The organism is Nocardia sp. NPDC003999, from assembly GCF_053604885.1.
The window spans coordinates 469,492-493,447 of record NZ_JBSGIB010000002.1 but is presented as its reverse complement, the minus strand read 5'-3'; the positions used below and the strand labels follow the sequence as shown (position 1 = coordinate 493,447).

Sequence of the window (23,956 nt, the reverse complement as noted above, 5' to 3'; positions counted from 1 at the left end):
AAGAACTCGGCAGGCGCGAACCATCCAGCTCGAAGCGATATCTCGGGTCCGCGTTGTGGCCGCGAGCACACCGGCGCGTTGAAGGAGGTAATGCTAACCTTACCTCCACAAGTTAGGCCAGGGTTACCTTTGGAGGATCGTTGTCGACCACGGAACGCCTGCGGGTTGAGTATGTAACCGATCCGGCGGCAGCGATGTCCCGGCTGGCGGGGGCGGATCGGTTCGGCGAGTACGTGATGTACGAGCGTCCGGGGGAATGGGTGTTCGCCGCCGATCCGCTCGGCAGTGTCGAACTGGATGTGCGAGAGTTGCGCGTCACCTGGCAAGGGGCGGCCACGACCAGCCGGTGGGAAGGCAATCCGGCGGCGGTGATCGACCGCGCGCTCGGCGCGCTGCCCCTCGACGGGCGGAATGCCTACGGCTGGATCGGATTCGAGTTCTGCGCTTGGGCGCTCGACGCCACGGAGCACCTCGACCCGCGCACCGCATTGGCGCACCTGATGGTTCCCCGCATCGAGGTCAGGGTAGGCGAATTCGGCGTCCGGGTATCGGGTGCGACGCCGTCGGAGATCGCGGACATTCACGAGCTGATCGCGCGGTCGCAGAACACCGAACTGCCGCAGGCGCATCCGGCCGACATCCGCATCGACCCCACCGGCTACCGGGACCGGGTGGCCGAGGCGGTCGGCGAGATCCGGGCCGGGCGTTATCAGAAGGTCATCCTGTCCAGGAAAGTCGATCTGCCGTTCGCCGTGGATGTTCCGGCGACCTATCGGCTCGGGCGCGCGCACAACACTCCGGCACGGTCGTTCCTGCTGCGGCTCGGCGGCCTGGAAGCGGCGGGCTTCAGTCCGGAACTGGTCGCGTCGGTGGACGACGATCGGGTGGTGACCACCGAGCCGCTGGCGGGCACCCGCGCGTTCGGCCGCGGCGCCGCGGCCGATCTCGCCGCCAGGGCCGAACTGGTCACCGATCCGAAAGAGATCGTGGAACATGCCATTTCGGTGCAGACCTCGTTCGCGGAGATCACGGCGGTCGCCGATCCCGGCACCCCCGCGGTGTCGGACTTCATGGCCGTGCGTGAGCGTGGCAGCGTGCAGCATCTGGCGTCCACAGTGCGCGGGCGGCTGGCCGCGCACCGGTCCAGCTGGGACGCGCTCGAGGTGCTGTTCCCGTCGGTGACCGCCTCGGGAATCCCCAAGCGGGAGGGCGTCGACTCGGTGTTCCGGCTCGATCACGACCCGCGCGGGCTGTACTCCGGCGCGGTGGTGACCGTTGCGCCGACCGGTGCGCTGGAGGCGACCCTGGTGCTGCGCGCGGTGTACCAGAACGCGGAGGGAGCCTGGTTGCGCGCGGGCGCGGGCATCGTCGGTCAGTCCCGGCCGGAGCGTGAGTTCGAGGAGACCTGCGAGAAGCTCGGCAGCATAGCGCCTTACGTCGTCAAGGCGTAAAGCGGTACGGGCAGCGCGCCGGTGGTGCGCTGCCCGTCGATCTAGGACTCGGCGCGCAGCGCCTTCTTGTCGATCTTGCCGACCGCGGTGATCGGCAGTCTGGCGCTGCGGCGCAGCACGTCCGGCAGTTTGTAGGTGGCCAGCCCGCGCGCGGTGAGGAAGGACTTGATCTCGGCCAGCGTGGGCATCTCACCATCGACGACCAAGACGGCGCAGACCTTTTCGCCCAGCACCGCGTCGGGCAGCCCGACGGCGGCGGCATGCCGGACCGCGGGATGGGCGAGCAGATGTTCCTCGAGCTCGTCGCAGGACACGTTCTCGCCGCCGCGATTGATCACGTCCTTGATCCGGCCGGACACCACCAGATGCCCGCTGGGCAGGCGGCGGACCAGGTCTCCGCTGCGATAGAAGCCGTCCGGTGTGAACGCGCGTGCGTTGTGCTCGGCCGCTCGGTAGTAGCCGCGGATCGTGTACGGCCCCCTGGTCAGCAACTCGCCCTCCGCGCCGGGCGCCACATCGTTGCCGTCGCCGTCCACCACGCGGATCTCGTCGGCGGGTGAGAGCGGACGACCCTGGGTGGTGTGCAGCAGTTCGGCCGGATCGTCCAGCCGGGTGTAGTTGATCAGGCCCTCGGCCATGCCGAACACCTGTTGCAGGGTCGCGCCGAGCGCCGGGGTCACTTCTTTGGCGTTGACCTCGGCCAGTCGTGCGCCCCCCACCTGGAGCAGGCGCAGCGAACTCAGGTCGGCCTCTTCCCATTCGGTGGCCGCGCACCAGAGTTGGGCCAGCGGCGGCACGACGGCGGTCACCGTGACCCGGTGCCGCTCGATCGCGGCGAACGCGCTTTCCGGACTGGGGTCGCCGACGAAGGCGACCGCGCCGCCCACCCCGACGGTGCCGAAGATGCCGGGGCAGGCCAGCGGAAAGTTGTGCGCGGCGGGCAGTGTCGCGAGATAGACGTCCTGCTCGGTCAACGCGCACACCTCGGCGCTCGTGGTGGCGTTGTAGACATAGTCGTCGTGCGTGCGTGCGATGAGCTTCGGCAGGCCGGTGGTTCCGCCGGAGACCAGCATCAGGGCGATATCGCCCGGATCGATCTCGGGCAGTTCGCCGCCGTCGCGCGGTACCGAGGTGAGGTCGGTGAACGGCCCCGGCTCGCCGAGCACCAGGACGTGGCGCAGTGACGGCACCGCGTCCCGCACGGTCGAGGCCAGTTCGCGGTAGTCGAAATCGCCTGCCCGGTCGGCGACGATGTAACCGACCGCGTCGGAAAGCCGCGCCAGATGCTCGATTTCGGCTCGACGATGCGCGGGCAGGCTCAAGACGGGGATGATTCCGGCGCGCAGCAGGCCGAACAACACGGTCATGAACTCGGGCACATTAGGTAGCTGGACGACTACGCGGTCGCCGGGAGCGATGCCGAGCGCGAGCAGCCCGTGGGCCATCCGGTCCGCGGCGGTGTCGATGTCGGCGTAACTGTGCGAGCCCTCCGCATCGAGGAGCGCGGGGCGCTGAGGATACCGGTGTGCGCTCGCGCGCAGCAGATCGCCGAGCGGGCGCCCGGCCCAGAAGCCCGCGGCTCGGTACTGCGCGGCCGCGTCGGCGGGGAAAGGTACGTAGCCGTCGCGATGCGCGGACCCGGTCGGTGTGGAAGTCACGTCTGCCTCACAAATCAAGCAAAGGTTCCCTTATATAGGTTAGGCAACCCTACTTCACGTGGGTTTGTGCCGTCCCGATCACCGACTCCGGCCGGTGGCGGCACCGTCGCCGTGACGCTTCCGGCGACGGGTGAATGCGGTCGCCCGGGCGTGTTCGAACCTGCCGCCGGGTGCCGCCGCGCACTAGACTTTCCGGCATGACCAGGTGGGACACCTCGAACATCCCCAGCCAGAGCGGCCGGAAGTTCATCGTGACAGGGGCCAACAGTGGCCTGGGGGCCGAGACGGCGCGCGCGCTGGCCGCGGCGGGCGGCGAGGTGGTGCTCGCCTGCCGGAACGTGGCCAAAGGCGAGCGGGTGGCCGCCGGACTCGGCGACCGGGCGCAGGTTCGCGAACTCGATCTGGCTGATCTCGATTCGGTCCGCGCGTTCGCCCAGAGCGTCGACGGGGTCGATGTGCTCATCAACAACGCGGGCGTGATGGCTGTGCCCGAAGGCCGCACCGCCGACGGATTCGAGAAACAGGTCGGCACAAACCATCTCGGTCACTTCGCGCTCACCGGCCTCCTGCTGGACAAGATCTCCGACCGGATCGTCACCGTCTCCAGCGGTGCGCACCAGGTCGGCAAGATCGACTTGGACGATCTCAACTGGGAGCGGCGCAAGTATCAGCGGTGGGCCGCCTACGGGCAGGCCAAGCTGGCCAACCTGATGTTCGCTCGCGAGCTGCAGCGCAGGTTGACGGCGGCGGGCTCCACGAAACTCTCGGTCGCCGCGCATCCCGGCTATGCCTCCACCGAATTGCAGTCGCACACCGAGTCTTTCCTCGACCGGGTGATGTGGGTCGGCAACCGGTTGCTCGCGCAGAGCGCCGCGATGGGCGCGCTGCCGACGCTGTTCGCCGCGACCACCGACGTCCAGCCGGGCGGCTACTACGGACCGACCGGCCTGGGTGGCATGCGCGGGTACCCGGGGCCGTCCGGGTCGTCGAAAGCGTCCAGGGACGAGAAGGTCGCCGCCGACTTGTGGGAGTTGTCCGAGAAACTGACCGGGGTCACCTACGACTTCACGAAATGACCGCAGCTCTTCCCGCGGACGCGGTGTGACCTACGTCTCATAAGCCGTTGTCACACTCCGTCTTTCCGCGTCGTCCTCCTTGTGAACCCACAGGGAACGACAAAGGACGGACATCATGGAACAGCGCTTCGAACTCTTCGCCAACCCGGTCGGCGCCAGCTTCATCAAGCGGCTCACCATGGCCTCCAAGGTGATCGACGATTCCACCCTGGACGCCGCGACCTACGAGTTGGTGAAGATTCGCGCCAGCCAGATCAACGGCTGCGGTTACTGCACCGACATGCACACCAAGGACGCCGCGCACGCGGGCGAAACCTCCGTGCGGCTCAACCTGATCGCCGCCTGGCGCGAGGCCACCGTCTTCACCGAGGCCGAGCGCGCCGCGCTGGCGCTGACCGAGGAGGCCACCCGGATCGGCGACGGACGCGTGGTCAGCGACGCGGTGTGGCAGGAGGTGCGCAAGCACTACGACGACGACCAGATCGCCGCCCTCATCGCCGCCATCGCGATGATCAACGCCTGGAACCGGATGAACGTCATCGCCCGCACCCCGGCCGGTGATTACGTGCCCGGGCAGTGGGGATGAGCCGGACCGTCCGGCATCGCCCGCGCCGTTCGGGGCCCCTTGTCACGTGGGCCGCGAACGGCGCTTGTAGGTCCGCCTCCCCGTCGAAACACACCGTGGCAGATAACACAGTTCACCGATCGGATGTGGGCTGGTACTGTGCCTGACGTGCAGCGCGTGTATTTCTGGTTTAGCAAGCCGGCCCTGGGTGGGCTGGTCTGCGGCAACCGCGTGCGCTGACGAACTTCCACCCCGAGCCGGACGATGGACCGGCTCGACGGGATTCTCATCCGTGGGTCGGCCCCGAGAAAAGGAACCCACGACATGACAACCGCAGCCGACGTCGACGCACGGCATTCGGATCTGGACGATCAACGCACCCTCAACGTGAGCCCGCTGCGCTCGCCCGCGGAGGTGCGTCGGGTGCACCCGATCACCGATGCCCTCGCCGACACCGTCCGTGCGGGACGCAAAGCCACCGTCGACGTGCTGAACAGCGCGGATGATCGCTTGATGGTGATCGTCGGCCCGTGCTCCGTGCACGACCCCGCCGCCGCACTGGATTACGCGCGCCGTCTGGCGGCCAAGGCCGCGGAGCTGGACGATCGACTGCACGTGGTGATGCGGGTCTACTTCGAGAAGCCGCGCACCAGCTTGGGCTGGAAGGGCCTGATCAACGACCCGCACTTGGACGGATCGTTCGACGTGAACACCGGTTTGGGCTTCGGCCGCAAGCTGCTGGTCGACATCACCGCTCTCGGTCTTCCGGTGGCCTGTGAGTTCCTGGACCCGATCACGCCGCAGTACATCGCGGATCTGGTGTCCTACGGCGCGATCGGCGCGCGCACCGCGGCCAGTCAGGTGCACCGCCAGCTCAGCAGCGCGCTGTCGATGCCGGTCGGCATCAAGAACGGCACCGACGGCGACGTCCAGGTGGCGGTGGACGGCGTGCGCGCCGCGGCGGCCAGCCATGTGTTCCCCGGTACCGACCTCGACGGCCGCTCCGCGCTCATCCGCACCACCGGCAATCCGGACTGCCATGTGATCCTGCGCGGCGGCAGCGCCGGGCCGAACTACGACGCGGCTTCGGTCGCCGAGGCGTGCCTGCGGCTGGAGAAGGCGTCGCTACCGCAGCGGATCGTGGTGGACGCCAGCCACGGCAACAGCAACAAGGACCACAACAAGCAGGCCGACGTGGTCACCGACATCGCACGGCGGCTGGCGGCGGGCGAGTCGAGCGTGGTGGGCGTGATGCTGGAGAGCTTCCTGATCGCGGGCCGCCAGGACCTCACTCTCGGCCACGCCGATGAGCTCACCTACGGCCAGTCGATCACCGACGCCTGCTTGGACTGGGAGACCACCGCCGTGCAGCTGGACCGCCTCGCGGACGCGGTGCGGCAGCGCCGCGAGCGCTGACCAGCGCGTTTTCGGCGCGGCTCGTGCCCGAGTGGACGAAGCGCGAGTTTCGTCCGCTCGCGCACGAGCCGGGAAGCCGCCGACGCGCAAGTCAGCTGGGCCGGCCCGAACGCCGGGCCCGCTTCGGCTACGGCACCCCCGGCCCTTGCGTGCTCGGCGTCCGGGCGGAGATGAACTGGGCGGGCCAGTCGTCCGACGGTCCGGGCGGATCGGTGCGCAGCCGGGCGGCGAGCCAGTGATCGCGGCGTCGTCCGCGTTGGATGCTGCCGAGCCTCGACATGCCTTCGTACCGGAACCCGGCGCGCCGGACCACCGCCGCCGAGGCGTAGTTGCCCACGAACGCGCGCCAGGAGATCCGCTCCAGCGCCAGTCCGTCGGCGTGGAACCCGAATTCGCACACCAGCTCGACCGCCTGTGTCATCAGGCCGCGCGACCGTTGCGCCGGAGCGAGCCAGAAACCGATCTCGGCCGCGCTCTCGTCCTGTTCGCCCAAGCCGATCATGCCGACGACCGGTGCGCCCGCACGTGGCCGGATCGCCCAGGTCGGGCTGCGCGCCGCCCACCCTGGAACGACCATCTCCTCGAGGAAGGTCACGGCGCTGTCCCGGACGTACGGCACCGGGATGGTCACCCACTCCGCGATGGCCGGGTCCTGGCAGCACTCGGTGATGGCGTCGACATCGTCCGCCGTCGGAGCCGACAGCCAGATCGTTCCGTTCGACAGCACGCGGTGTTCCATCGCGCCATGCTGTCACGGAAGCGGCCGGTGGATCATCCGGTTTGTCCGGCGCAGGCCGCCGATGCCGGGATGATGCGAATCGGACCGTAGACTTCCCGTCGATGGTTGCCGCGCTGCTTTCCGACCTGTTCGAGTCACATCGAGCGCATCTGCTCTCGGTCGCCTATCGACTGACGGGCAGCGTCGGCGATGCCGAGGACGCGGTGCAGGAGAGCTGGTTGCGCTTGGCGGGCGCGCACCAGTCCGAGATCGATGATCTGCGAGCTTGGCTGACCACCGTGGTGAGCCGGATCTGCCTGGATCGTCTGCGGAGCGCCGCGGCGCGGCGGGAGAGTTATGTGGGCCAGTGGCTGCCGGAACCCGTGGTCACCGCTCGCACACCGTCGAGCGCTCCCGACCCGTTGGAAGCCGTGGTGCGCAAGCAGGAGTGCCGGTTCGCCGCGCTGATCGTGCTGGACACCCTGACGCCGCCGCAGCGGGTGGCCTTCGTGCTGCACGACGGGTTGTCGGTGCCGTTCGACGAGATCGCCGACATCCTCGGCATCTCCGCCGACGCGGCGCGGCAGCTGGCGGTGCGTGCCCGCAAGGCGGTGGTGCAGACGCCGCAACCGGTGCCCGACGCCGAGCACGAGGCCGCCGTGCAGCGTTTCCTCGTCGCGCTGAGCACGGGTGACGTGGCCGCCGTCGCCGCGGCGCTGCATCCGGACGCGATGATGATCGGCGATGCCAACGGCACCACCGCCACCGCGATCAACGTCCTGCACGGCGCGGATCGCATCGCCCGTTTCTATCTGGGCCTGGTGCGCAAGTACGGCCTCGAGGACGCCTCGCAGGTGTACGCGTTCGTCTCGGTGAACGGGCAATTGGGTATCAGCGTCGCGGCGCGTCCGGAGACCGAGGGCAGGGGCGGTTATCCCGCGCGAGTCGTCGGCTTCACGGTTCGGGACGGATTGGTCTGGGGCGCCTACGACGTGGCGAATCCGGCCAAGCTGGGTGGCGTCCGACTGGGTTGAGCCCGGTTGTGCGGTGGACCGCTGGACTAGTCTCCGGATATGCCCTCGCGACATCCGACCGTTGCCCGTCTGCGCCCTTTCGCGTCCACTATCTTCGCCGAGATGACCGAACTCGCCGTTCGGCACGACGCGGTCAACCTGGGCCAGGGGTTCCCGGACACCGACGGGCCCGCGAGCATGCTGGAAGCGGCGCGCCGCGCCATCGCCGACGGACTCAACCAGTACCCGCCGGGACGCGGTATGCCGGTGCTGCGCCGAGCCGTCGCCGACGACCGGGCCCGGCGCTACGGAACCTCCTACGATCCCGATTCACAAGTGCTGGTGACCGTGGGTGCGACCGAGGCGATCAGCGCGGCGGTGCTCGGCTTGGTCGAGCCGGGCGAGGAGGTAGTGCTGATCGAGCCGTACTACGACTCGTACGCCGCGGCCGTGGCACTGGCCGGCGCCCGACGGCGCACGGCGCGTCTCGTGGCCGACGGAGATCGGTTCGTCCTGGACTTGGACAGTCTGCGCGCGGCCATCACCCCGGCCACCCGGATGCTCATCGTCAACTCGCCCCATAATCCGACCGGCACGGTCCTCGGACGCGCGGACCTGCTCGCCATCGCCGAGATCGCCTGCGAGCATGACATTCTGGTGCTCACCGACGAGGTCTACGAGCACCTGGTCTACGACGGCGCCGAGCACATCAGCCTGGCCACCTTGCCTGGCATGGCCGAGCGGACGGTCGTGGTTTCCAGCGCGGCGAAGACCTTCAGCGTCACCGGGTGGAAGACCGGGTGGGCGTGTGGGCCCGCCGACCTGATCGATGGGGTGCTCGCCGCCAAACAGTTCCTGACCTTCGTGGCGGGCGGGCCGTTCCAACCCGCCGTCGCACACGCGATCAACCACGAGTTGGAATGGGTCGGCAAGCTGCGGGACTCCTTGTCGGAGAAACGGCTTCGCCTCTCCGCGGCGCTCGCCGATACCGGTCTGCGGGTATACCCGAGCGCGGGCGGTTACTTCGTCGTCGCCGATATCACGCCGCTCGGCGCCGCCGACGGCCTGACCTTCTGCCGTGAGTTGCCCAAGCGGCTCGGCGTGGCGGCGGTGCCGGTCAGCGCGTTCGCCGACGACACGGCCGCCTGGAGTCATCTGGTCCGGTTCACCTTCTGCAAGCGCGACGAAACGCTCGACGAAGGGGTCCGCCGGTTGCGTCACGGTTGATCCCGAACCATGACGTGAACTGTCATGTTTCGCTGGCAACGTGCACGGCATGGCAACCCAGTACTACACGGCAACCAGTCTCGACGGATATCTCGCCGACACGGAGAACTCGCTCACCTGGCTTTTCGAGGTAGATGGAGCGGACGAGGCGCAGGCGGGCATCGCGGGCTTCCTCGCGCAGGTAGGCGCCATGTGCATGGGCGCGACCACCTACGAATGGGTCGTGGCGAACGAACCACCGGAGAACTGGAGTAAGTACTACGGCGACCTCCCGTGCTGGGTCTTCACCCACCGGGATCTTCCCGCGATACCGGACGCGAATCTGCGGTTCGTCGCAGGGTCGGTCGAGTCGGTGCACCGGGAGATGGCCGCGGCGGCCGGCGCCCGCGATATCTGGATCGTCGGAGGCGGGGACCTGGCCGGGCAATTCGCCGACGCCGGCCTGCTCGACGACGTCATGGTGAGCGTCGCTCCGGTGACGTTGGGCGCGGGCGCCCCGCTGCTGCCGCGACGCATCCTTTCCAGCCGGATGCGGCTCACCGCGGTGCAGCAGGCCGGTCAGTTCGTGGAACTGCGCTACCGGTTGGCGAATCCGGCCGATCAGCGCTGAGTCGAGGCCGTTCGGTTCAGGCCGGGATGGGGCGGGCGCGGTCGGTGGCGAGCAAGGCGGCGATGGCGCCGAGCATGGTGCCGGTGAGGTATCGCTGGGTGCGCAGCCACAGGGGCCGGGCGGCGAGGAATGTCGCCAGACCGCCCGCCCCGAGGACGATCAAGCCGTTCACGGTGAGCGCCACCGCGATCTGCACCGTGCCCAGGCACAGGCTCTGCAACCACACTTTCCCGTGCTCCGGCGTGACGAACTGCGGGATCAGCGCCATGTACATGATCGCGATCTTCGGATTCAGCAGGTTGGTGACCAGCCCCATCGTGAACAACCGCCGGATGGGGTCCGCGGACAGCGCCGCGGGCGCGAAGACCGAGCCGCCGCCCGGTCGCAGCGCCTGCCAGGCCAGCCAACCCAAGTACGCGGCTCCGGCCAGCTTCACCGCCAGGTACAGGCCGGGGACCACCGCGAACACCGCCGTGATCCCCGCCGTCGCGGCCGCCAGATACACCCCGAACCCCGCCGCTACCCCCGCCAACGACACCAACCCGGCCCGTCGCCCCTGCGACACCGTCCGCGACACCAGGTACATCATGTTCGGCCCCGGCGTGAGCACCATCCCCAACGCCGCCACCGCGACCCCGGCCACCGCCGCCATCTCGATCATGCCCCGATCCTCGCCCGCCCCACCGCTCCTTGTCGCGGTCCACTCGACACCTGCTGGACGTGAGGCGACGCGTACCGTGCTTCCGATCAGCCCTGCGTCAATTCCAGATACGGCTTCTGCAGCTGGGCCGGCGGCTGAACCGACTGGAAGCGGGACTCCGGTCCGAGTACCTCACCGCTACGCACGCCTCGGAAGAGCTCGGAGCCCTGTGCGGCGCGAATTACCTGTGTGGGAGTAGAGCCCGTGATGAAGACGTAGAAATTATCGATGGGCCGGTCGAACCCGGAGTCCGGGAGGTTGGACCAGCAGTATCCGGGAAGATTCGCTGCCGAGTTCAGCTTCTCTGCTGGAAGCCCGGAAGACGCTATGACGACGCGATCCCACTGATCATCCCACCCTGCGGCTTCGGTCAGCGCCCGCAGCGAATAGGTTCCCGGCTGCGCAGCCCGCTCTCTGATGGAGCGCCGCAATTCGGTCGCGGAACCCAGCGGCTCGGCGCGCGACTCCAGATCGAAGTTGGCCGAGCACTGCGAAGCGGTCGCACCGCGGTCCTCCGACGTGGAGCATGCCGCACCGGCCAGCAGGCCCAGAATTACAGCCGTGATCCGGAGCAGATGACCCATGGATCACCGACCTGCCGGAAGCGGGATGTCAGCACGCGCCGGGTGCCCGTTCTTGCCCACTTCGACCTGGTTGCTCCATGCGACCTGGCCGCTCGGGTCGAGCACGATCGCGCCACCCTCCTTGATTCGTTGATATACCAATCGCTGTAGTTCCTCCGGTGCGGCATTCGGATTGTCGATGGCGATCTGCCTGCCGATCGCGTTGTTGTGTAGATCCATCGCTTCTCGCGTGGGAGGGTTCGCGCCGAGGCCTTCATGCGCGGCACCATAGTTTTCGGTCCACTCCGCGCCGTAGCGCTGTGTCATGAGCGCATTCCAGTACATGTGCCGGAATGCGTCGCCGTGGCCGTCGTTGAGCGCGTTCTGGTCCGGGTTGGTGTAGGTCTTCTCGGCAGCGTCCTCAGCCTGCGCTTTTATCTCGAAGAAATCCCTGATTTCACCTATCCCAGTGGTTCCCGGCCGGGCGACTCGTGATGAGAGCAGCGCTATCTCTTCGGGCGTCATCAGGATGGGTTGGAAGTCCGGGCGGACGGCACGGATGCGATCGAGGACCAAACCGGAGGGCCACAGCGTGGCGGGAGCACTCGACGGTGCGGTCTGGAATTTGGTAAGGACCTCGACCAGGCTCGGGTCCTCAGGCATAGCGGTGACTCCGCGCCGGGTCTCCGGTGAGAGATCCTCTAGTAGTCGCTTGATTTTCTCCGCGCCCTCCAGGTCGGTTTGCTGGATCGCAGTCAGCGCTGCACGGATCTGTGTGGTCAGGAAGAATTCGAGCCCCTCCTTCTCCACGAGGCCCGATGCCCCGAATTTCATCAGGACCTCGCTATTGGACATCCTGGAGTCCACGCCACCGTCGTCTCTGACGAAGAAATCGAACTTGGCGGACTCGGCTTCGGCCTTCTTGTCTTTGATCACGTCGATGTAGCCGACGATCGCATCGATCTGAAGGTAGACCTGCTGCTGGATATCGATGAGAACCTGCTTCGTTCGCCGGGCATGGTCCCGGTCCTGAGCCGCTCTGTCGCGGGCGGAATCAGCGACCGATCCCTTGAAGTAGGTGTACGACATGTCGATCCGGGATGCCGCCTGGTGCGTCTGCTCCTCGATCCGCAGCGCGGCGTCTTTGAACGCGTTGGCAACGGTGACCGTGGCACGTGGATCCCAGGACAGCACTGTCGATACCGTAAGCGGCGTCGTGTAGCTTCCGCCGCTCATCGCTGGCCCGCCTCCCGGAGCGCGGTAGCCCAGGCCTGATCCCGACTGACGAACTCCACCACCGCAGCGTCCGTGACGTCCGCGAATCCGATCAATCGCTGCGCGTGGTAGCTCACCACTCGGTCGAGCGCCGTCGCGATCTGATCCACGGCGTCTGCTACCTGGGAGTCGCGCATGGTTTCGACAGCGACGACATCCCTCGCCAGGGGCACCGACTGCCGTATCGCGTCGGCGTGGCCACGTACTGCCCCCGCCATCTCTCGCGTCTGGACCGGATCAAGTTCGAGCTCGCTCACCGTGCCCCCTCGAGGTCGTATTCCGGACAAGCGTACCGGCCGCAGGAGGGCATCGTGGCAGCGCCGGGAGACCTGGTGTCGTCTGTTCATGTAGGCGTCGACAAATCGGACGATCGGATCGAAAAGTGTTGTCTTACCGCAAGCTCGGGATTGTGCCGGTGTGGCGTGCAATGAGTTGGATGGAATAGGCGCAGCGCGCGGACACCCGACCGAGGCGCATGCCCGGCGGCGAGTCGGCGGGACTTGTCCGGCCGGACCGATGACAATGCTGCGCATGGCGGCCACGGTCAGCGGGTTGGGAAATCGGCGGGCGGAGCTGATCGACGGAGTGTCGCCGGGGGCGGCATTTCGGGGGGACATCGAAGGAATGCGGGCGGTCGCGGTACTGGCCGTAGTGCTTTTTCATGCCGGTGTGCCGGGAATCGGTGGGGGATTTGCCGGTGTGGACGTATTTTTCGTGATTTCCGGTTTTCTCATCACGGGAATGCTGTATCGGGAATCGGCGGCCGACGGCACTGTCGGGCTCGTCCGGTTCTATGGCGCGCGGGCGCGCAGGCTGCTGCCCGCCGCAGGGGTCGTGCTGGTCGCCACGGCGATCGGCGCGGCCGTGCTGCTGCCGCCGTTGCAGGGCCGCCAAGCGCTCGGCGACGGGATCGCGAGCGCGCTGTACGCCGGGAACTATCGCTTCGCCCTGCAGGGCACCGACTACCTTGCCGCGGACGCGCCGCCTTCACCGTTTCAGCACTTCTGGTCGCTCGGTGTGGAGGAGCAGTTCTACCTGATCTGGCCCGCGCTGGTGATCACGACGGCTCGGCTCGTGCGACGGCGCCGCAGCGGTTCGGCGACCGCGCTGCCGTACCTGATCGTTCTCGTCGTCGTCGCCGCGCTCTCTTTCGCGGTCGCGCTGACCTGGACCCGCACCATGCCACCGTGGGCGTTTTTCGCGCTGCCCACTCGGGCCTGGGAGTTGGCCGCGGGCGGCATGGTGGCGCTGTCGGCCGCGCTCTGGTCCCGGTTGCCGAAGTCGGTGGCCACCTGCGCGGGGTGGGCGGGAGCCGGTTTGATCGTCGTGGCCTGCGTTCGGCTCGACGAGAAGACCCCGTATCCGGGCATCGCGGCGCTGCTGCCCGTGCTCGGCGCGGTTCTGGTCATCGGGAGCGGCTGTGTCGCACCGCGATTCGGCGTCGGTCGCGTCCTGGCGGTACCCGAGATGCAGGCCGTCGGCAGGCTGTCCTACTCCTGGTATCTCTGGCACTGGCCGGTGTTGGTGCTGGCCCCGCATGCGCTCGGCCGCCCGCTCGGGCTGGTCGGCGCACTCGGCGCGGTCGCCATGGCCGGTGGGCTCGCCGTGCTCACTCAGCGGTTGATCGAGAACCCGGTCCGCTTCGCGGCCCGCCTGCGCGGTTCGGGCCGGCTCAGCCTCGCCTGCGGTGGTGTGAGCACCGCGCTGGCCATCGGTGTGGCGGCCGCGCTACTCGTGCTCGTACCCCCTCCGGTCGGACACGGCACGGCGGCGCGGAGTCTCACACTGACGACACCGGCCGCACCGGCCACTCCCACCGCCGACCCCTACGATGCCGCGATCGAGCAGCTGACCGCGCAGACCCAAGCGGCGGTCGCCGCCTCGGCGGAGGTCCGCGACGTCCCGTCGAATCTCACGCCAGCACTGTCGAACGCGCGCGGCGACCGAGCGGAGGTGTTCGACAACGGTTGCTTCCGTTCCTGGACTGACGTGGGCCAAGGGGAGTGCGCCTCCGGCGATCCCGCCTCGTCCACCACGGTCGCGTTGGTCGGCGATTCCCACGCGGCGATGTGGCAACCGGCGTTCGAGAACATGTCGGTAGCGCACCATTGGCGGCTGGAGACCATGGCGAAGGTCACCTGCCCGCTGCTCGATCTGCCCATCACCAGCCCCTACCTGGGGCGGACGTATACCGAATGCGAACAGTGGCGCGGGCAGATCATGACCCGGTTACGGCACGAACGGCCCCGGCTGATCGTGGTCGGCATGTCCCGCCGCTACGGCGGCGACTTCGGCTTCGTGACCTACGACCCGGCGTGGATCGACGGCGTGCGTCGCCTGGTCGCCCAGCTGCGCGAGTCGGGCGCGGCCGTCCTCGTGCTCGGCGGCATCCCCGATCCACACGCCACCGTGCCGGCGTGCGTGGCCGAGCACATCGACGACGCCTCCGCATGCGCCCCCGCCCGAGCGGTGGCGGTCGACGAGGCGGGCATCGCCGCCGAGCGCGCGGCCGCTACGGCGGGCGGCGGCCAGTACGCTGATCTGACCGCGCTGTTCTGCACCACCGCCCGCTGTCCCGTCATCGTCGGGAACACCCTCGTCTACCGTGACGACAATCACCTGACGAGCGGTTACGCCACGACGCTCGCCCCGGTCGTCGGCGCGCTCACCGAACGGGCGCTCGCGCGCGGCTGAGCGTCCCGGTGCGGTCCGCGGGAAGACATCGCGCTCTTCCGGCGTTGCATCCGGTCGCTGCCGCACCCGCGCCCTGCGGGAAGGGCCGGTAACCTGCGGGTTGTCGGAGGGGTCGGGGAGAATGGCGGGGAATCTAGCTGAGGAGGGACTGTGAACGACGGTCCGCTGATCGTGCAGAGTGACAAAACGCTGCTGCTGGAGGTCGACCACGAGTTGGCCGATGCCGCGCGGCAGGCGATCGCGCCGTTCGCCGAGCTGGAGCGGGCGCCCGAGCACGTGCACACCTATCGGGTGACGCCGCTGGCGCTGTGGAACGCGCGCGCGGCCGGGCACGACGCCGAACAGGTGGTGGACGCGCTGGTCAGCTTCTCCCGGTACGCGGTGCCGCAGCCGTTGCTGGTCGACGTGGTGGACACCATGGCGCGCTACGGCAGGTTGCAGCTGGTGAAGCATCCAGCCCACGGGTTGACGCTGGTCAGCCTGGATCGCGCGGTGCTGGAGGAGGTGCTCAGGCACAAGAAGATCGCGCCCATGCTCGGCGCGCGCATCGATGACGACACGGTGGTGGTGCACCCGTCCGAGCGCGGCCGGATCAAGCAGACGCTGCTGAAGATCGGCTGGCCCGCCGAGGACCTCGCGGGTTACGTCGACGGCGAGGCGCACCCGATCGACCTCGACTACGCGACCGACGGCTGGCATCTGCGCGATTACCAGCAGATGGCCGCCGACTCGTTCTGGGCGGGCGGCTCCGGGGTGGTGGTGCTGCCCTGCGGCGCGGGCAAGACGATGGTCGGCGCCGCCGCGATGGCCAAGGCGAAGGCCACCACGCTGATCCTGGTCACCAACACGGTGGCGGGCAGGCAGTGGCGGCGTGAACTGCTCGCCCGCACCTCGCTCACCGAGGACGAGATCGGCGAGTACTCCGGGGAGCGCAAGGAGATCCGCCCGGTCACCATCGCCACCTACCAAGTGATCACTCGGCGCACCAAGGGCGAGTACAAGCACCTGGAACTGTTCGACAGCCGCGACTGGGGGCTGGTCATCTACGACGAGGTGCACCTGCTGCCCGCGCCGGTCTTCCGGATGACCGCGGATCTCCAGTCCCGCCGCAGGCTCGGCCTGACGGCCACCCTGGTGCGCGAGGACGGCCGCGAGGGCGACGTGTTCTCGCTGATCGGCCCGAAGCGCTACGACGCGCCGTGGAAGGACATCGAGGCCCAGGGCTGGATCGCGCCGGCCGACTGCATCGAGGTCAGGGTCACGCTGACCGACGCCGAGCGGATGGCCTACGCGACCGCCGAGCCGGAGGAGCGCTACAAGCTGTGCTCCACCGCACACACCAAGATCGCCGTGGTCGAGTCGATCCTGGCTCAGCACCAGGATGCGCCGAGCCTGGTCATCGGCGCGTACCTGGACCAACTGGACGAACTCGGGGTCGCGCTCGACGCACCCGTGATCCAGGGGTCGACGAAGACCAAGGAGCGGGAGGAACTCTTCGACGCGTTCCGGCGCGGCGAGATTCCGGTGCTCGTGGTGAGCAAAGTGGCGAACTTCTCCATCGATCTGCCGGAAGCGTCCGTGGCCGTCCAGGTTTCGGGTACCTTCGGCTCGCGACAGGAGGAGGCGCAACGTCTCGGGCGGCTGTTGCGTCCGAAACACGATGGCGGACAGGCACATTTCTACTCGGTCGTCGCGCGCGACACCCTGGACGCCGAATACGCCGCGCATCGCCAGCGTTTTCTCGCCGAACAGGGGTACGCCTACCGCATCACGGATGCCGACGACTTGCTCGGACCCGCCATCGGATAAGCGGAGGAATCCCCTCCACAAACTGTGCTAGGAATAAGGGCGTGCGACACTTCGAATTCGCGGTGGACCGCAAGCACGCCCACGCGGTGAACGAAGTCTTCGCCGACCTTCGCCGCCTGCGCCTGCTGGCGATCGCCGCCACGGTGGTCGCGGCGGCGGGCACGGCGTTGCTGATCTGGCTGGACCATCCGTGGGCGTATCTGCTCGCGGTCGCCTTCGCGCTCGGCACGGTGACGGCGCTGTGGGTGGCCTTGTGGACACCGTGGCATTCCAGCATCGACAAGCTCTACGCGGACGGTGAGCTGGTACCCGCGGTGGTTTCGGAGGCGCGCCCGTCGGGTGTCGTGCTGCTCGCTTTGGTCGATGTGTCCGCGCCGGATACGCGCGATCCGCGCTACGCCTTGGTGACCAGGAAGGTCCGCGACCTGCCCGGTCACCAGGCCAGGGCCGGGGAGCGCGTGCCGTCCGTCGCGGTGCGGACCGACCGCGCGCCGCGCCAGGTGGGTCAGCGCTGGCAGTCGGTGAGCGCCATGCCGATCGCTTGGGGCACGACCGACGACGCGGTCATCGCCCGCGCCCGCGCCGCGATCAGCGAGACCGAGTGGCGGCTGCTCACCGACAATCTCGCGCTCGCGGAGAAGGTGCGGCGCACCACCACGAAACGTCTGCTGCTCGATCCGCACCAGCTACCGGGCGAACTCGGCTCCTGAATCCGGCTGTGTCCGCGGGGTTTATCGGTTGCGCTGTCGCCTAGACTCGAAGGATGGTTCCAGCGTCCAATCTGCTGGCATTCGTCGCCGCCGCGGTCGTCATCATCGTCGTGCCCGGTCCCGGCGTACTCTTCACGGTCGGTCGCGCGCTCACGCTCGGCCGGCGCGCGGCCCTGCTGTCGGTGCTCGGGCACGCCATGGGCGTCTACGCGGCACTGGTCCTGGTCGCGATCGGGCTCGGCGCTTTACTGACCGCGTCGGCGTTGGCGCTCACCGTGGTCAAGTTCGCGGGTGCGCTGTATCTGATGTATCTCGGCATCCAAGCGATCCGTCAGCGTTCGGCGTTGCGCGAGGCGCTGGGCGCCGCGGTCGAACCGGCCCCGAACACGCGCGTGCTGCGGCAGAGCGCTGTCGTCGGGCTCACCAATCCCAAGGCGATCGTCTTCTTCTCCGCGGTGCTGCCGCACTTCGCCGACCCGGCCTCAGGGTCGCTGTCGTGGCAGTTCCTGCTGCTCGGCACGGTCTTCCTGGCCATCGCGCTGGTCTCCGACAGCGCGTGGGCACTGCTGGCCGCCTCGGCGAGGTCCTGGTTCGCCAAGTCGCCGCGCAGGCTGGAGGCGATCGGCGGCGCGGGCGGGGTGATGATCTTCGGTGTCGGCGCGTCGGTGGCGCTGACCGGAAGCGGCGACTGAAGCCGCTACCATCCAGCGAAGTCGGTGCGCCGGTACCGGCGAGAGGCGGGGTGGAAAGGGGTGGTTGTCCGTATGTGGTTGTCCGGCCGGATGTGCGCCGCGGTCGCGTGTGTGTTCGCCGCGGTGTCTCAGGTGCCCGCGCACGCGGAGCCGCCCCCGGACCCACTGGTCGGCGCGCCGGGCCTGGGCGATCCGTACTATCCGCTCGACGGCAACGGCGGCTACGACGTCCAGCACTACGACGTCGGCATCGACTACGACCCGCCCAGCCGGAAACTGGCAGGCACCACCACGATCACCGCGCACGCCACCCAGCCCCTGCGCGTGTTCAACCTCGATTACGCGGGGCCCGATGTGCGCGAGGTGGCGGTGAACGGGCTGCCCGCCGACTTCGACCGCAACGGCGAGCACGAGTTGACCGTCACGCCGACGTTGCCGCTGCTGCCAGGCCTGCCGTTCACCGTCACGGTCGACTACGCGGGCCCCGCGGTGAACGCCGAAGGGGAGGGGTGGACCTTCGCACCCAGCGGCGGCGCGTTCGTCGCCGGTGAGCCGCACTCGGCGACGACTTGGTACCCGCTCAACGACACTCCGCTGGACAAGGCCACGTTCAGCCTGAACGCCACCGTTCCCGCGGAGTGGGAGGTGATTTCCAACGGCGTACGCATCGAGGACGTGGTGCGCGGCGACAAGCGGACGGTCCGCTGGTTCAACGCCAAGCCGGTGGTCGGCTATCTGACCACGGTCGCGATCGACAAGTTCGACTACCTCGAGCAGCGCAGGGCCAACGGCATTCCGCTGATCAGCGCGTTCGCCCCGAATGTGGAGCAGGATCAGCGCGAGCTGGAACAGCGCCTGCCGGAGATCCTCGACTTCGCCGAAAAGATTTACGGCCCTTACCCGTTCGAGGCCGCAGGCGGCATCCACGTGGACGCGGGCATCACGTTCTCGCTGGAGACCCAGACCCGCCCGCTCTACGCGCCGTCGATCGATCTGCAGACTGTCGTGCACGAGATCGCGCACCAGTGGTGGGGCGACTGGGTGTCGATACGCCGGTGGTCGGACATCTGCCTGAACGAATGCTTCGCCAGCTATACCGCCGACTACCTGTGGCCGGAGCGGATGGACGGCAAGAACGTCGACGACCAGTACCGCGAGACCATCCGCAAATACCGCGACAGTGAGAAGTACTGGAACATCCCGTTGGAGGACCCCGGCGTGGGAAAGGAGTTCACCTCCGTCTACTACCGTGGCCCGCTGTTCCTGCACGCGCTGCGCAAGCAGATCGGCGACGAGGTGTTCTTCGCGGCTGTTCGGGACTTCCTCGCCGCGCATGCCTACGGCAATGCCTCGATGCCGGAATTCCGCGCTTTCGTGCAGTCCCGCTCACCCATGGACCTGACCGGGTTCTTCCACGCGTGGCTGAACACCACCGCGCCGCCGCCGGAGGAGTACCTGTTTCCGGGCGTCCTGCGCAGCTGACCCGTCAGTCGTCCCCGGCGCGCTGCCTGGCCTTCGCCAGCCTGCGTTCGGCTCGCTCCACCTGACGGCGCGCCGCGTGCAACTCGTCCTTCGCCGACCGCTCGGCCGACTTGCGGAACTGCCGCTGCTGTTCGGCGTGCTCGAGCTCGTCGCGCAGCGCGGCGACGCGTTCCTCGGCCGAGGACAGTTCTCCGGTCGCTTCTTCGAACGCGGCTCCGGCCGAATCCTCCTCGGCACGGGCGGTTTCGAGCGCCTCCTCGGCCTCCCGCAGTTCTCGGCGCGCGCTGTCGTCGGGCTGCCGCACGGCCGCTCGTCCGGGCCGCGTGGCCCGTTCGGGCACCGCGAGCAGACCCGGTCCACTCGGTCCGAAGCCTTCGTAGCTCGCGGCCGTAGCGAGTGTTCCGGCACGCAGCCGATCGGCTACGTCCCGATCGGCGAGTGCGGCGGTCAAGGTCTGGCCGATCTCCCGGACGACGTTCTCGCCGACCGGATGCCCGTGTTCGGCGGCGAGCGCCCCCGCCTTCTTGGCGAGGGCGTTGACCAGTTGCTGGCGCTGCGCGGTCAGCTCGCGCAGCTGTTCGGCCGAGAGTTTTCGCTGCGCGGCGGCCAGCGCGGCGGCCAGCCGCAGCAGGGCGGCCACGTCCTCGGGCGCCGCCCTGGACAGCAGGTTCGCCGCCCACGCGGTCAGGGTGGGTTTACGCAGCTTGCCGATGGCGGCCGCCAGTTGCTTGTCACCCGACTGTTTCGCGGCGGCCGCCCGGTCGGCGCGCGCCGCGACGAAATCCGCGGGCGCCAACCCGTACAGGTCGCGTGCGACGTCCTCGACCGTCATACTGCCCAAGCGTAACGACTCGGTCTCGGGCGACGACACACTCCGCATACCGGACAAGAGTCCAGTTGCATGGAATACGCGAAAGGCGTTGCTAGTGAATTACTCTGCGTTCTTCTTGCTCGGCCGTCTGCTCCCCAGCATCCTCGGTTACGCGCTCATGGGGCTGTACGGCACGCACAGCATCTAGGCCGCCCCCGTGCCAGGTCGCCCGCGGGCTGATGCGGCCGCTCAGGTCGTGCGGGTATCCTCACCGCGTTCACGAGCACGTGAACGTTTCGGTGAGAGAGGTTTTCAGGTGAAGTTTCCAGGAGCGAGGTTGCTGGCACGGATCGTGCTCGCCCTCGTCGCGGTGGCCGCGGTGGTGGTCACGGTGGCCGGCTGTTCGTTGATCGAGGACGCGGGTAAGTCGGACACCGCCAAGGCCAAGGCCGGCGACTGCATCAACGTCATCGAGGGCTCGGCGGTCGACTCCAAGACCGAACCGGTCGACTGCTCGTCGGACAAAGCCGTGTACAAGGTCGCGCAGTCCTACGACAAGAAGACCGACTGCGCCGCCGACTACACCTCCTACGAGGAGACCCTGGCCGGCGGTACCACCGCCTTCCTGTGCCTGGCCCCGAACTTCAAGGAAGGCAGCTGCTACAACGAGAGCAGCACGACCGGATACAAGCACGTCGACTGCGCTGCCTCGGACGCCACCTTCAAGGTGCTGAAGCGGATCGACGGCAAGGCCGACGAATTGCTGTGCGACCAGGACGCCGACGGCTTCCGCCTCATCGAAACGGACCCGAAGGTCACCTTCTGCACCGCCAAGCCCAAGGGCTGATCATTCCAGCAGGGCAACCGACGCGATCCGGTGCAGCGTGAAGTGCCGGACCGCGCCGGTGACCGGGTCCAGCGCGTCCAGCTGCCCGTTGCCCACCTTCAACGGCTCCACCACCCGTTGGGAAGCGACGCCTTGGGCGTCGACGTAGCCGATGTTCACCGACCGTCGCACCCGCGCCGCGAGCTGCAACAGGGCGAGGGTGGCGGCGGTATTGGTCCGCGTGCCGTCCGTGCGTACCGCTTGACCGGACCGGGCACTGGCGGCGCGTTCGCCCGCGCGTAATTCCGTGACGAGCAGTTCGAGTTGTTCGGTGCTGGGCGGTGTCGGCCGATACGGCTGCCGTGCGACGGGCCGCACCGAGATCCGCGCGCCCCGCGGCCGCAGATCGACGATCGCGCCGCTCGAGTCCTCACCCGCGGGTGCGAAACCGGCCGCGCGCAGCTGCTCGAGCAGTTCGCCGAGCGGCGCTTGGGCGATGGCGACGGTCGGGGCGATGGATCGCAGCGCCAGCGCGCTCGCCACCGGCGCGGACAGTACTTGGGCCAGTAGCGCCGGGTCGTCACTGCGGATGAACGACTGGGCCATACCCGCGCGCAACTGGCCGTGACGCCGGGCCACGTCATCGATCAGATAGGTCAGTGCCTGGGGGATCGGCGTCCGGGAATGCGCGGCGAACAGCGCGTGCAGCTCCGCCGCCGTCAGCCCGGCGTCCAGCGCGCGCCGCACCGAGGACTCTCCGATCCGGTATACCGTTGCGGCGCCCGCGGATTCGACGTCGGCGACGAGGGCGACGCGACGCTGGAGATCGGTGGTCAACGGGCCGGGTGCGATCACCGTGAGATCGGCTTGCACCAGCACGTGGTCCACCGGCTCCGGCAGCGCCGCCTCCATCTCCGCCTCGGCGTCGGCCACGCTGGTCGGCGCCGCGTGCAGCAGCGCCCGCGCCGCCGAGCCGAGCGCGCCGCGGCCGATCAACCCGAGCGCCGCCGCCTCGGCCAGCGTCTGTTCGACCACCTCCGGCCGGAAATTCCTGCGCCTGCGCGGCTGCCGCCAGGCCAGTACCCGGCCGATTTCCGTTGGGGCCAGCGCGGTGCCGGACGGATATTCCGCCAGCAGGGCGAGGATCGCGTGCCGGTCGCGCGGCGCGGTCGGGGTGCGCAGTTCCAGCGACAGCGCGGCCAGCGGTTTGTCGTTGGCGTCGCGCATGCCGATCATCCACGGCATCCGATCCAATTCGAGCCAGGTCAGTCCGAGGGCGGCCCAGCGCCGGGCGGGCGGCGCTTCCAGCCAGGCGTCCACCAGTGGCGTCGGCGCCCAGAAGTCGTCGGTCGTCTCGAAGTCCGGTGGCGGGTCCGGCAAACCCTTCTCGATCAATTTCGCGGCCGCCAGCAGCTCGACCAGCAAACCCGCCCTCGGCTCGTCGACACCGACCTGCTTGGCGATGCGGCGCAGCTCGCGCACGCCCAGGCCGCCCGCGCGCAACGCGGGAGCCGGGGCATGGCCGAGCACCTCGAGCACGGCCGCGCAGTGCCGCAGCAGCTCGCCGACCTCGCCCGCCGCGACCGCGTTCACATCGGCGGGCGGGTATTTCGCCGGCTCCGGTCGCGGCGGCGTCAGGGCATGCGGGTGGGTGACCGGTTCCCCTCGCAGCACCTGGCCGACGGTGACCGGGAGTTCGACGGTCTCGTCATCGATCCGGTGCAGCAGCCTGCGCGCCAGCAGCCGCTGGATCGGCCGCTCGGCCGGAGTGCCCGGTGCGGCGTCCTTGGTGCGGCCACGAGGCCCTGTCGCGGCCAACTTGTCCAGCAGGGACCGTTCGGCGGGCGGCAGCTCGGGCAGCGCCGCGACCACCTCGGGTTCGGTGAGCGCGTCGGGGATCTCGGTCGCGGTGCCGATCGGCCACGGCAACGCCTCGGCGGCCGCCGGAATCAGGTGCAGTCCCTGCTCGGCGTCGATCCAGACCAGCGCGCGAGCGGTCAGCCGCTCCAGCGCCTCATCGATCGCGGCGGCCGGCACCCGTTCGCTCAATTGCACATGCAACTCGGCGCGGCGCAGCGTGCCGCCGTCGGTGCGCGTCACCCCGTGCATCGCAAGGGTTTCCACGATGGCGAATTCGAGGGTGTTCAAGTCCTCCGTGGCGCGCAGCACCGACGCGCGCTGTTCGACGCGGGCGGCGAGCACGGCCATGGCGGAGGGCAGCGGGACGGCCAGGTCGGGCCGAAGCTGCAGCAGCGTCACGAGCTGGGCATCACTGCGGGCACCGAGCCATCCGGCAAGGGAGTCGGTCACGGTCATCCGATCCAGCCTACGATGCTGGGCGATCGCCCGCCGACGTCCGGAGCTACGGGCTGCGGCGCATCCTGGTTGAGCGGCCGGGCTAGCATGGGGCCGTGGTGAACAAATCGAAGAAATCCTACGTCGACAACGGCTGGCCGAAGGTCGCCGACGGTGACCCCGCGGTCACCGAGCTCTCTTCGGCCCGATCCGGTGGTCTCTCGCCCTACGGCGAGGACACCGAGTTCCCGGTCCCGGCTGAGCAGTTGCCTTACATGCACCCGAACACGGTGATCAACCGCTGAGCGCGCGACCGGAACGTTCTCGGCTACGGAGAAGGGCCCCGCATCCACGTTGATGCGGGG

General features: G+C 68.7%; 22 protein-coding genes. 14 read left to right on the top strand and 8 right to left on the bottom strand.

All coding sequences use genetic code 11. From position 1 onward, the window contains the following. The first annotated feature begins 140 nt into the window (after positions 1-140). Positions 141-1,451 carry a nocobactin biosynthesis salicylate synthase NbtS gene (gene nbtS / locus ACWESM_RS06090; protein ID WP_452491052.1) on the top strand — a complete coding sequence of 437 codons (1,311 nt, stop codon included), beginning with the start codon at positions 141-143 and terminating at the stop codon, positions 1,449-1,451. Between the two features lie 41 nt (positions 1,452-1,492). On the opposite strand, the gene ACWESM_RS06085 is transcribed toward nbtS, so the two are convergent. Next, positions 1,493-3,109: a (2,3-dihydroxybenzoyl)adenylate synthase gene (locus ACWESM_RS06085; RefSeq protein WP_452491051.1), complete on the bottom strand. Its 1,617-nt coding sequence runs from the start codon at positions 3,107-3,109 to the stop codon at positions 1,493-1,495. A gap of 197 nt (positions 3,110-3,306) precedes the next feature. Here ACWESM_RS06085 and ACWESM_RS06080 point away from each other — a divergent pair, with 197 nt between their 5' ends. The 3 genes from ACWESM_RS06080 (at position 3,307) to ACWESM_RS06070 (ending at position 6,166) form a co-directional block, all read left to right on the top strand. Further along, positions 3,307-4,185 (top strand): oxidoreductase, encoded by an 879-nt coding sequence (locus ACWESM_RS06080; protein ID WP_397275081.1) that lies wholly within the window; start codon positions 3,307-3,309, stop codon positions 4,183-4,185. A 115-nt stretch (positions 4,186-4,300) separates the two neighbouring features. Continuing rightward, on the top strand, positions 4,301-4,771 hold the full coding sequence (locus ACWESM_RS06075; RefSeq protein ID WP_397074154.1) for a carboxymuconolactone decarboxylase family protein: 471 nt from the start codon (positions 4,301-4,303) through the stop codon (positions 4,769-4,771). A 303-nt stretch (positions 4,772-5,074) separates the two neighbouring features. Next, positions 5,075-6,166, top strand: a complete 1,092-nt coding sequence (locus ACWESM_RS06070; RefSeq protein WP_356963687.1) for a 3-deoxy-7-phosphoheptulonate synthase — start codon at positions 5,075-5,077, stop codon at positions 6,164-6,166. A gap of 127 nt (positions 6,167-6,293) precedes the next feature. Here the strand turns inward: ACWESM_RS06070 and ACWESM_RS06065 are convergent, their stop codons facing one another. Then, on the bottom strand, positions 6,294-6,905 hold the full coding sequence (locus ACWESM_RS06065) for a GNAT family N-acetyltransferase (RefSeq protein WP_364425016.1): 612 nt from the start codon (positions 6,903-6,905) through the stop codon (positions 6,294-6,296). 101 nt (positions 6,906-7,006) lie between these two features. Between ACWESM_RS06065 and ACWESM_RS06060 the strand changes: the two genes are divergently transcribed. The 3 genes from ACWESM_RS06060 to ACWESM_RS06050 are packed head-to-tail and all read left to right on the top strand — an operon-like array spanning position 7,007 to position 9,734. Then, positions 7,007-7,918 carry a sigma-70 family RNA polymerase sigma factor gene (locus tag ACWESM_RS06060; RefSeq protein ID WP_452491050.1) on the top strand — a complete coding sequence of 304 codons (912 nt, stop codon included), beginning with the start codon at positions 7,007-7,009 and terminating at the stop codon, positions 7,916-7,918. Positions 7,919-7,957: 39 nt separating this feature from the next. Further along, entirely contained in the window at positions 7,958-9,124 is a 1,167-nt protein-coding gene (locus ACWESM_RS06055) for a pyridoxal phosphate-dependent aminotransferase (protein ID WP_355074996.1), read from the top strand. 49 nt (positions 9,125-9,173) lie between these two features. Further along, on the top strand, positions 9,174-9,734 hold the full coding sequence (locus ACWESM_RS06050; RefSeq protein WP_452491049.1) for a dihydrofolate reductase family protein: 561 nt from the start codon (positions 9,174-9,176) through the stop codon (positions 9,732-9,734). Between the two features lie 16 nt (positions 9,735-9,750). On the opposite strand, the gene ACWESM_RS06045 is transcribed toward ACWESM_RS06050, so the two are convergent. The 4 genes from ACWESM_RS06045 to ACWESM_RS06030 form a co-directional block, all read right to left on the bottom strand. Beyond that, complete coding sequence (locus tag ACWESM_RS06045) at positions 9,751-10,395, bottom strand: LysE family translocator (protein ID WP_397275072.1); 645 nt, start codon at positions 10,393-10,395, stop codon at positions 9,751-9,753. An 86-nt stretch (positions 10,396-10,481) separates the two neighbouring features. Beyond that, the gene (locus tag ACWESM_RS06040) at positions 10,482-11,018 is read right to left on the bottom strand and encodes a hypothetical protein (RefSeq protein WP_397275070.1); all 537 of its coding nucleotides are present in this window, start codon (positions 11,016-11,018) and stop codon (positions 10,482-10,484) included. 3 nt (positions 11,019-11,021) lie between these two features. Beyond that, positions 11,022-12,191: a DUF6973 domain-containing protein gene (locus tag ACWESM_RS06035; RefSeq protein WP_452491048.1), complete on the bottom strand. Its 1,170-nt coding sequence runs from the start codon at positions 12,189-12,191 to the stop codon at positions 11,022-11,024. A gap of 38 nt (positions 12,192-12,229) precedes the next feature. After that, on the bottom strand, positions 12,230-12,529 hold the full coding sequence (locus ACWESM_RS06030) for a hypothetical protein (RefSeq protein WP_356963694.1): 300 nt from the start codon (positions 12,527-12,529) through the stop codon (positions 12,230-12,232). Positions 12,530-12,803: 274 nt separating this feature from the next. Here ACWESM_RS06030 and ACWESM_RS06025 point away from each other — a divergent pair, with 274 nt between their 5' ends. The 5 genes from ACWESM_RS06025 (at position 12,804) to ACWESM_RS06005 (ending at position 19,659) form a co-directional block, all read left to right on the top strand. Next, positions 12,804-14,966: an acyltransferase family protein gene (locus tag ACWESM_RS06025; RefSeq protein WP_452491047.1), complete on the top strand. Its 2,163-nt coding sequence runs from the start codon at positions 12,804-12,806 to the stop codon at positions 14,964-14,966. Between the two features lie 150 nt (positions 14,967-15,116). Beyond that, positions 15,117-16,775 (top strand): DNA repair helicase XPB, encoded by a 1,659-nt coding sequence (locus ACWESM_RS06020; RefSeq protein ID WP_355074985.1) that lies wholly within the window; start codon positions 15,117-15,119, stop codon positions 16,773-16,775. A gap of 41 nt (positions 16,776-16,816) precedes the next feature. Beyond that, entirely contained in the window at positions 16,817-17,485 is a 669-nt protein-coding gene (locus ACWESM_RS06015; RefSeq protein ID WP_356963695.1) for a DUF3239 domain-containing protein, read from the top strand. Positions 17,486-17,538: 53 nt separating this feature from the next. Beyond that, positions 17,539-18,177, top strand: a complete 639-nt coding sequence (locus ACWESM_RS06010; protein WP_355074981.1) for a LysE family translocator — start codon at positions 17,539-17,541, stop codon at positions 18,175-18,177. A 60-nt stretch (positions 18,178-18,237) separates the two neighbouring features. Beyond that, on the top strand, positions 18,238-19,659 hold the full coding sequence (locus ACWESM_RS06005) for a M1 family metallopeptidase (RefSeq protein WP_397074130.1): 1,422 nt from the start codon (positions 18,238-18,240) through the stop codon (positions 19,657-19,659). Positions 19,660-19,663: 4 nt separating this feature from the next. Here ACWESM_RS06005 and ACWESM_RS06000 read toward each other — a convergent pair whose 3' ends face one another. Then, positions 19,664-20,491 (bottom strand): hypothetical protein, encoded by an 828-nt coding sequence (locus tag ACWESM_RS06000; protein ID WP_397275063.1) that lies wholly within the window; start codon positions 20,489-20,491, stop codon positions 19,664-19,666. 295 nt (positions 20,492-20,786) lie between these two features. Between ACWESM_RS06000 and ACWESM_RS05995 the strand changes: the two genes are divergently transcribed. Beyond that, positions 20,787-21,317 carry an LppU/SCO3897 family protein gene (locus ACWESM_RS05995; protein WP_355074975.1) on the top strand — a complete coding sequence of 177 codons (531 nt, stop codon included), beginning with the start codon at positions 20,787-20,789 and terminating at the stop codon, positions 21,315-21,317. Here ACWESM_RS05995 and ACWESM_RS05990 read toward each other — a convergent pair whose 3' ends face one another. Next, positions 21,318-23,612 carry a helicase-associated domain-containing protein gene (locus tag ACWESM_RS05990; RefSeq protein ID WP_355074973.1) on the bottom strand — a complete coding sequence of 765 codons (2,295 nt, stop codon included), beginning with the start codon at positions 23,610-23,612 and terminating at the stop codon, positions 21,318-21,320. 95 nt (positions 23,613-23,707) lie between these two features. Between ACWESM_RS05990 and ACWESM_RS05985 the strand changes: the two genes are divergently transcribed. Beyond that, positions 23,708-23,896, top strand: a complete 189-nt coding sequence (locus ACWESM_RS05985; RefSeq protein WP_040864798.1) for a hypothetical protein — start codon at positions 23,708-23,710, stop codon at positions 23,894-23,896. Positions 23,897-23,956: the final 60 nt, after the last annotated feature.